The sequence below is a fragment of the Hydrogenobaculum sp. genome (assembly GCF_049967395.1).
Classification (GTDB): Bacteria; Aquificota; Aquificia; order Aquificales; family Aquificaceae; genus Hydrogenobaculum.
This window is the reverse complement of record NZ_JBMFST010000075.1, coordinates 1-3,712: the sequence shown is the minus strand read 5'-3', so window position 1 is coordinate 3,712 and position 3,712 is coordinate 1. Positions and strand designations below refer to the sequence as shown.

The 3,712-nt window shown below is 34.1% G+C and carries 5 protein-coding genes and 2 tRNA genes; 5 read left to right on the top strand and 2 right to left on the bottom strand.

Going from position 1 to position 3,712, the window contains the following annotated elements; all coding sequences use genetic code 11:
- Positions 1 to 421: 421 nt before the first annotated feature.
- Positions 422 to 494 (top strand) — tRNA-Pro (locus tag ACP5S8_RS07885).
- 7 nt (positions 495 to 501) lie between these two features.
- Here ACP5S8_RS07885 and lpxB read toward each other — a convergent pair.
- Positions 502 to 1,569, bottom strand: a complete 1,068-nt coding sequence (lpxB, locus tag ACP5S8_RS07880) for a lipid-A-disaccharide synthase (protein ID WP_461876401.1) — start codon at positions 1,567 to 1,569, stop codon at positions 502 to 504.
- Positions 1,562 to 1,966, bottom strand: coding sequence for a hypothetical protein (locus ACP5S8_RS07875; protein WP_461876400.1), 405 nt, complete (start codon positions 1,964 to 1,966; stop codon positions 1,562 to 1,564). The genes lpxB and ACP5S8_RS07875 overlap by 8 nt, the downstream gene beginning before the upstream one ends.
- 30 nt (positions 1,967 to 1,996) lie before the next feature.
- Between ACP5S8_RS07875 and ACP5S8_RS07870 the strand changes: the two genes are divergently transcribed.
- From ACP5S8_RS07870 to ACP5S8_RS07855, 4 genes are all read left to right on the top strand, one after another.
- Positions 1,997 to 2,944 (top strand): sodium:calcium antiporter, encoded by a 948-nt coding sequence (locus ACP5S8_RS07870; protein ID WP_461876399.1) that lies wholly within the window; start codon positions 1,997 to 1,999, stop codon positions 2,942 to 2,944.
- Positions 2,941 to 3,249, top strand: a complete 309-nt coding sequence (locus ACP5S8_RS07865; RefSeq protein ID WP_461870872.1) for an HU family DNA-binding protein — start codon at positions 2,941 to 2,943, stop codon at positions 3,247 to 3,249. Before ACP5S8_RS07870 ends, ACP5S8_RS07865 begins: the two co-directional genes overlap by 4 nt.
- A tRNA-Pro gene (locus ACP5S8_RS07860) sits at positions 3,250 to 3,322 on the top strand. It abuts the gene before it with no gap.
- A 46-nt stretch (positions 3,323 to 3,368) separates the two neighbouring features.
- Positions 3,369 to 3,712 (top strand): pilus assembly FimT family protein (locus ACP5S8_RS07855; protein ID WP_461876398.1); only part of this gene is annotated, 344 nt, incomplete at its 3' end.

Genomic DNA, 3,712 nt, shown 5'->3' with positions numbered 1-3,712 from the left:
AGATTGCCATTCTCTTATCTCTGGAATGATTTTATCTGTTAGCCTTGAAATAAGAGAAGGAGATAGTTCTACACCGTTCATCCAATTCTGAAACTGTGGTAGACTTATCTTGTAGCATTTTACCTACAGTATTGGCAACTACAGTTCTAATGAGTTCTGAAAACTCTTGTTGATTTTACCTCCTTAGAGTAAAGTATTTTAACACACATAAAGATTTACACAAAAGAGTAGACGATCCCAAATCCAAACCTAATATCCAAAAAAGTGCTTGGCATAGAGAAAAACTTTACTGATAATTTCTTATAAAATATTGTCATTCAAGACTATGCAAGGTATAAACGCTTTTATGGTAGATGTTTAGATATGCCAGCTTCATTTTCCCCTTTACAAAATTAAAATTTGTGCTATAATGTATATACTACGGGGTGTGGCTCAGGTGGTAGAGCGTCGGCTTTGGGAGCCGAATGTCGCAGGTTCGAGTCCTGCTACCCCGATTTTAAATTATTTTATTGTTTCAAATAAAAAATCCGCTATCCTTTCGGTGGCGTTTTCTGGAGATAATTTTTCTCTTAAAAGCTTTAAGTTTTCTTTCATATTTTCTAAGCTTTTGGGATTTTCTAAATAATAAGATACTTTTTTTATGATGTCTTCTTTGGAAGGCTGGATTAGTTCTGGGATTATCTCTTTGTCCATTATGATGTTTGGAAGGCCTATGTATTTTGATTTTACAAGGTGTTTTGCTATTTGAAGCGTTATTGGATTTAATCTATAAAATATTACATGGGGTAGTCCAACAAGGGCTGCTTCTAAAGAGGCTGTGCCTGAAGCTATTATGCCAAACTTTGCTTTCTTCATAATCTCTATAGAGCTTTCTCTTGTGGTTTCTATATAATCTTTTGAGTATATGGGATAATCTACCGTGCTTGCTACAGGTATTAGGCTTTTCATATGAAAAGTTTTGTAAATATAATAAGCTACTTCTTCTAAAAGCCCAATATGTCTTTTAAATTCGGAGTTTCTAGAACCGGGCAACATAGCTATTATGTTTTCTTTTTGGACGTTTGATGGTTTTATGATATCAAGAAGAGGATGGCCAAAATAATGTACTTTAAAATTCTCATTTTCATAGGGTTTATATATGTCTAATTCAAAAGGAAGTATTACTATAAGATGTTTTACGTGATTTACAATCTCTTTTACCCTTTGGGGTTTCCAAGCCCATACTTGAGGAGATATAAAGTATATTATGTTGTCGTGTTTTAGGTTTTTCATAAGATGGAAGTTAAACCCAGGGGCATCGCAAAGCATTACCCATCTTGAATTGTTGGCCGCTTCTAAAGAGCGTTTCATTATTTTTTTTATTTTAAAAATCTTTGGAAGGACTTCTACTATGCCTACCAAATTTAAATCTTTTATATTTGCTATTGATTTTACGCCGAGTTCTTCCATTCTTTTGTCTGTGATACCTGATATGCTTAGAGGTTTTGGTTTTTCTTTAAGATGTTTTAAAATATTTACTACGTAGTTGGCGGCCGATAAATCTCCTACTGATAAAAATAAATCATCCACTTTTTAAAGTGATTTTAAATGTATCTTTGGATTTTTCTATGATAGCTTTTATGTTATCTATATCTATAAAGCATCTGTAAGAGATTTCTATTTTGGCGTTTGATCTTATATTTACGTATCTTTCTGCTGTTATGTTTTCTATTGAGTTTACAAACGTACTTTTAAGATAAACCCCGTCGTGATGCTCCAAAACTTCTGTTTTTACATCGTAGTAGTTGTTTTGCTCTACAGCGCTTTCCCATAGTTTTTCATCTAATGTTTCTTCAAAAGAATAACCAAACTCTAAATCATCTTCATCTGCGTTTTCTATCTCTTCTTTTACAATAGGCTCTACATATGCCTTGAAGTCTAAAAGTTTTTGCAAATCCTTACTTTTGTAGCTTTCATCTATGGGCATAGTAATATTATAGCATAGTATAATATTCATATGGATTTTCTTCTTATAGCAGTTTACATGATTTTAATATATATATTGGCGGAGTTAATTGTAAACGCTATAGATGTTTTGGCTTACGAGTTGAAAATTCCAGAGGGCATTACTTCTTCTGTAATAGCTTCTTTGGTTACCACATTGCCTGAATTTTTAGTACCTTTGATATCTTTTTTAAAGGGCTCCGTTGATACTACGCACATTGGTTTAGGTTCTATATTTGGTGGGCCCATGTTTCTTAGTATGTTTGGTTTTGGTTTTATGCTTTTAGTGATAGAAGCCAAATATAAAAGATTTAAAGATTTGTATGACTTGACAAACATACTATTTTTCTTGTTTGCTTTTAATATGGCTCTCTTGGCTAATTTTTTGCCCTTTAAAAAACCTCTTGTGTTGTTGTTTTTGCTAATCTATGCATACTTTGTATATATTCAGTTTAAAAGCCGCAAAACCACGGGCGAAGAAGAGAAGGAAACGCTTTTTTTCTCTAAGCTTGGAATAAAAGGCTATACCAAAATGCTTGCCGTAGTTCAGGGGGTTTTGGTGATTTTGGCGCTTCCTTTTGTGATAGATGGGCTTGTGCTAAGCATAGACGGTGTATCTCATCTGCTTGGATGGGATTCTTACAAGAGTGCTATAGTTTTTTCTCCGCTTGCTACGGAGTTGCCAGAGCTTTCAAACGCTTTTATTTGGGCCAGAAAAGGAAAGCTAAAGTCGTCTATAGGCAATATAGTAGGGTCTTTGGTTTTTCAATCTTGTATGCCGGTTAGCTTGGGCTTATGGTTTACCGATTGGCATATACCAAATATGCTTATGGTTGGGGGGTTTCTCAGCATTTTGAGTACGTTGATTTTTTCTCTTAGCATATCAAAAGCTATAAACCTTAGAATTGGTATCATATTTATAATTTTTATAATTGTGTTATACTTTTTATATATATTATGAGAAAGAAAGATTTGTTAAATCAAGTTATGATAAAGTTGCAAAAGCAAGATACCAAACTAAAGAAAAGGGATGTGTCTCGTATCATCAATATGTTTTTAGATATATTAGAAGATGCTATTATGTCAAAGAAGGAAAATAAAATTCAGCTTTCTGGTTTTGGAACTTTTTATATAAAAGAAAGAAAACCGCGCATAGGAAGAAATCCAAAAACAGGTGATTTGTATAAGATACCTACAAGGTATAGCCTTACTTTTAAGCCAAGCCAAAATTTTGTTTTGCAAGTAAACCACAAGAAAAAAGCTTGACGGAATGTGGCGCAGGTGGTAGCGCACTGGCATGGGGGGCCAGGGGTCCCGGGTTCGAGTCCCGGCATTCCGATTTTAAAATTTTTTTGTTTTTAGCGATATAATAATAGAGGTGTTTTATGTATACATCGAAAGCTTTCTCTTTGATAGAGATGCTTGTAGTAATAGCCATATTCGCCATCTTAGCATATATATTTATTGGGCCTGGTATGGTGTGGTATCATCAGTATAAACTTTACTCTGAAGGTCAAAGGCTTCATTACCTTGCTATGGAAGCAAAAACCTACGCCATATCAAATTCAGTTTATACTTCTTTGTGTGCTACAAATTCTTCTTTAACTATTTACAATGTGGGACCTTATTTAAATCTAAACGCGCCGTGTAGCGGTACTGTTGTAGAGTCTTACACTTTGCCGTCTTACGAGAGCTCTTATCTTAGCTATACAGAAAGTTCAAATCCGAT

Coding starts and splice junctions, on each gene's coding strand:
- ACP5S8_RS07865 (WP_461870872.1), top strand. CDS start 2,941: ATGAGAAAGAAAGATTTGTTAAATCAAGTTATGATAAAGTTGCAAAAG.
- ACP5S8_RS07875 (WP_461876400.1), bottom strand. CDS start 1,966: ATGCCCATAGATGAAAGCTACAAAAGTAAGGATTTGCAAAAACTTTTA.
- ACP5S8_RS07870 (WP_461876399.1), top strand. CDS start 1,997: ATGGATTTTCTTCTTATAGCAGTTTACATGATTTTAATATATATATTG.